Origin of the sequence: Croceitalea sp. MTPC5 (assembly GCF_036985505.1) — a bacterium.
GTDB lineage: Bacteria > Bacteroidota > Bacteroidia > Flavobacteriales > Flavobacteriaceae > Croceitalea.
The window spans coordinates 1-3,557 of record NZ_BTGQ01000014.1 but is presented as its reverse complement, the minus strand read 5'-3'; the positions used below and the strand labels follow the sequence as shown (position 1 = coordinate 3,557).

5 protein-coding genes are annotated in these 3,557 nt (G+C 34.9%); all 5 read right to left on the bottom strand.

What is annotated here, in order from left to right; genetic code table 11:
• Positions 1 to 125: 125 nt before the first annotated feature.
• The 5 genes from AACM45_RS20125 to AACM45_RS20105 all read right to left on the bottom strand — a co-directional run bounded on the left by AACM45_RS20125 (position 126) and on the right by AACM45_RS20105 (position 3,536).
• Positions 126 to 902, bottom strand: coding sequence for a DUF6090 family protein (locus AACM45_RS20125; protein WP_339144988.1), 777 nt, complete (start codon positions 900 to 902; stop codon positions 126 to 128).
• A 161-nt stretch (positions 903 to 1,063) separates the two neighbouring features.
• Positions 1,064 to 1,372: a hypothetical protein gene (locus tag AACM45_RS20120; RefSeq protein ID WP_339144987.1), complete on the bottom strand. Its 309-nt coding sequence runs from the start codon at positions 1,370 to 1,372 to the stop codon at positions 1,064 to 1,066.
• Positions 1,372 to 2,184 carry a hypothetical protein gene (locus AACM45_RS20115; protein ID WP_339144985.1) on the bottom strand — a complete coding sequence of 271 codons (813 nt, stop codon included), beginning with the start codon at positions 2,182 to 2,184 and terminating at the stop codon, positions 1,372 to 1,374. Before AACM45_RS20115 ends, AACM45_RS20120 begins: the two co-directional genes overlap by 1 nt.
• A gap of 158 nt (positions 2,185 to 2,342) precedes the next feature.
• Entirely contained in the window at positions 2,343 to 2,780 is a 438-nt protein-coding gene (locus AACM45_RS20110; protein WP_339144984.1) for a DinB family protein, read from the bottom strand.
• 207 nt (positions 2,781 to 2,987) lie between these two features.
• Complete coding sequence (locus AACM45_RS20105) at positions 2,988 to 3,536, bottom strand: PH domain-containing protein (RefSeq protein WP_339144983.1); 549 nt, start codon at positions 3,534 to 3,536, stop codon at positions 2,988 to 2,990.
• Between the last annotated feature and the right edge of the window lie 21 nt (positions 3,537 to 3,557).

Sequence of the window (3,557 nt, the reverse complement as noted above, 5' to 3'; positions counted from 1 at the left end):
TCGGCTATGAGTAGTTGCGTGATTTAGCACTTGACTTTACAAGTATACACCAAGCTGAAAATCCGCGAGGATTTTCAGAAGTAGGTGAGAACAAGCAATTACTTATAGGCATTGTTGTGCTTTCGTTATTTTTTTAATTCTTGGTCTATAATTTCAATTGTTTCGTTTGTAACACGTAAAAGTCCATATCTAATCCAGATTTCATCACTCAAATAAGTGAGGTTTATATTCTTTAAGTTCAAATAAGTGTCAGGCTCTTTTAACAGTGTTGATAATTGAAGGTTATCAAGCAAAAGATCAGGGTGCATTGGAATTGATGGATGATCATTAAACTCATCAGGAACAGATGGCGACATATATAAACGAGCTATTAATTCTTGTGTTTGTCTATCATTGTAAAAATGATAAATATCAAACCCCTTGTCGAGGGTTGAACTTCTTGAGTTGGTAAAATCTTTTAGTAGTGACAAACTGGCCTTTAAACTGTCACCCAACAATTCGAATTTGCCAGAATTAATTGCTTCTTCCTGTACAGCATTAACAACCGATAATGTACGAGGATATATCATATTTGAGAGATAGTATTTTAAACTATCCATTGGAATTTCATAGTCACCCACAGAATAAAGTAATACTTTATTGAAATTCGAGTTACTTTTATTCAATTCATTAACATAATGTTCTAAACCACCTTTATTTCTAACCAGTTCATTTTTTAGCGCTTGCATTAGATGAAGTTTACTATCTTCTAGTTTTCTACTTTCATTCCAATTATTAATATTTAACGCTATCAGAATTCCAATTACAACCAGGATTATTTCTCCGATAGCATATTTAAAATACTTTCCAGTTTTGTTTTCCAAAAGCAAGTTTTGGCGAATTTTTCTAAAGAACTTTATCATTGGTTAGCGGTTTCTGGTAATGAAGCACAACGGTCTCGGCTATGAACAGTTGCGTGGGGTTGCACGAACTTTTACAGTACGCGACAAGCTGAAAATTCCGCAGGAATTTTCAGGATAAGCCTGTAATAGCAATTGTTTATAGCCATTGTTGTAGTGCGTTTTTATTCAGTTATAATTCTTTTGTTACCACAAGCAGCACATAATTTCGCTTCTGGCGTTCTGTATGGTTTTCCACAATTTTCACAGTCAGGTCCAAACATTCCTATAGCATGATGCATAATTGCATTAGGTTCAGTTTCTCCAAATCCTGTCAAATCATTATAGTAATCTAATAATTCTTTAAAACGTTCTTGTCTGTCTTTTTTTAAAACTTTAAATCCTTTTGCATATAGTTTAGATGCAATTGCGTGTTCTTCTTTATCAAGCATAGGAACTTCCATTTTACATCTCCAACAATATTTAAGTTCCATTATTCTCCAATTTTGGTTACTACTTCTTCCATTGTGTAATGCACAAAACTTTGTCCTAATTCCGTCAATTCATAAGGTTCAAAGTTGTCAAAAGCTGATTTTAACGTGGAAGATTTAGTCCGTCTATTTGTTTTTTTGATAAAATTTCCAGCATAGTCAGTTTCTCTGTGTTGGCGAATAATTCCTCCCATACTCAAGTCCCTTATCAGTCGCTTAAACAAATCTGCTTCTAAAGAGTTTTCGGCTGGACGTGTTCCATTGAGTTTATCCCAAATTTGACCTCTCGTAATTCCACGATTCTTGTAGATTTCTCGAATGACCATAAAATGTGTTTCGTGATAAGTAGAAATCCATTCTATGAAAAGTTGAATTAAATCATCAGTCGTGAGGTTGATTGCACAGGCGTTAGTCAACAATTTTCTCAAATATTCCTTTTTTTGGAAGGTTTCGGCATTGTCCCACTCTTTAAATCCTTTTTTAATCAAAGACAAATACTCTTCGCTTTCCATTCTTTCGTGGACTTCGGGTTCAGAGTTTTCTAACGCTTCGTGAATTTGGTAAATCGTATAGTAGAGTTCCTCAATTTTTCGTTGATGTTCCTCTAACCAAATTCTTTGTAAGTCATTAATTTTTCCTTGTTCTTTTTCTGCGTGTAGAGCAGAACTTGCGGCAATGACTCCTCCAACCCAAGGAATACTACTTAAAGCAGAAACAACAAATCGTCCAGTTCGAGATTTCTTTCCTTTTCCGTCAATTTTTGAAAGCTCGTCCTTTACTTTTTCTATTGCTTCTATTTTGGTTAGTTTGCTCATTTCTCAAATGCACTACAACGGTTCGTGTATGATTAGTTGCGGACTTTTCCAACGGAAAATGTCCGCCTGTTACCAAAGTTAATTGATTGCAGGAATTTCCATGTGGAAATTCCGACCGCAATTAATTATACACTGTGTTAGCTGCTGGTCTTTTTCATTTAAACTCCAAATTGTTTCAAGTGATGATTCAAATGATAATTCGCAAGTTCAATCCAACGTTCCCTGTTTATAAGTCCGAAGTATGGATGTTCGGCAAATTCATAACCTTTGTCCAATTCGGAAAACTGTAAAATGTATTCTTTAAGAATTCCTTTGTCATTTTCCAATTCCGTAGGTGAAGTTCCGTCTCCCTCAACTTGTCCAAATCCCTTTGGGGCGGGTGCGGTCTTTCCAGAGCGGGAAAGTTCGACAACTTTCTTTGGGTCTACAATTCCGTATTCCTCAGCTTTTTTTGTTCCAGTTGCCATTCGAAAAAAGTCAGAACAATGGCAAACCATTTGATTGACATTCATCTTCCCAAACTTTGGTTTTGATTCCCAATTCAACTTTTCAATTCTCGAGAAATAAGACTGTATTTGTTCATGTGTGAAATTCATTTGTTCAGACTTGCAGCTAACGTTTAGCTATGCGTAGTGCGGGAGCAAAAAATCACAGATTTTCGAGCCAGCACTTAGCCAAAGTTTATGTTTTGTTTTTATCTTTTCTAAAATACTAAATTTAAATCTTTGGCGGCAAACCAAATAAGCAACCCCTTTTCGATTAAACCTAAACCCCGTATTACGTATAGGTGTTGTTACCACACGTTATTTTTCTTTCTGTATTTCTATTATTTGATTATAAACTTTTCTTACATTCTTTATCAAATCAAGTTGCGGGTTTGCTTTCATTCCAGGCCACCAATTCATTCCATTTCCCCATATCATCATTGGGTTTTTTGGTCCGATAGAGATAGTTCCACTTCCGTCATTTTTTTCGTTGTACTCAATGTCAGATAAGGTTCTAATGTTTAACGATTTTACATTCTTAGAGAATATTCCGCTTTTTATAATTATTCTGTCTTCTGTCAATCCATAATAAGTGTTTTCCCGTTGTTTTGCGTCAATTATAAATCTCCCAAATACAAATATTAGTCCTATAATCACAAAAGGAATTCCAAATAAGGCAAAAATTCCACCACCTTGTGAAGCCATAAACATCCAAAATATAGCAAATCCGCACCATAATATACTGAATGGTATTAGGAAAATATCTGCTGTTCTAAAGACAATACCCTTTTTCGGTTGTCCTGTCCAAAGCAAAGTTTCCTTATTATCCAAATGTTGTCTTAATTCCGATTGTATATCTCCTCTCATTCAGTTTTTTTTAATGGGTGG

Excerpts from the sequence above, each read along its gene's own strand:
- AACM45_RS20105 (WP_339144983.1), bottom strand. The coding sequence starts at position 3,536 with ATGAGAGGAGATATACAATCGGAATTAAGACAACATTTGGATAATAAG.
- AACM45_RS20120 (WP_339144987.1), bottom strand. The coding sequence starts at position 1,372 with ATGGAACTTAAATATTGTTGGAGATGTAAAATGGAAGTTCCTATGCTT.
- AACM45_RS20110 (WP_339144984.1), bottom strand. The coding sequence starts at position 2,780 with ATGAATTTCACACATGAACAAATACAGTCTTATTTCTCGAGAATTGAA.
- AACM45_RS20125 (WP_339144988.1), bottom strand. The coding sequence starts at position 902 with ATGATAAAGTTCTTTAGAAAAATTCGCCAAAACTTGCTTTTGGAAAAC.
- AACM45_RS20115 (WP_339144985.1), bottom strand. The coding sequence starts at position 2,184 with ATGAGCAAACTAACCAAAATAGAAGCAATAGAAAAAGTAAAGGACGAG.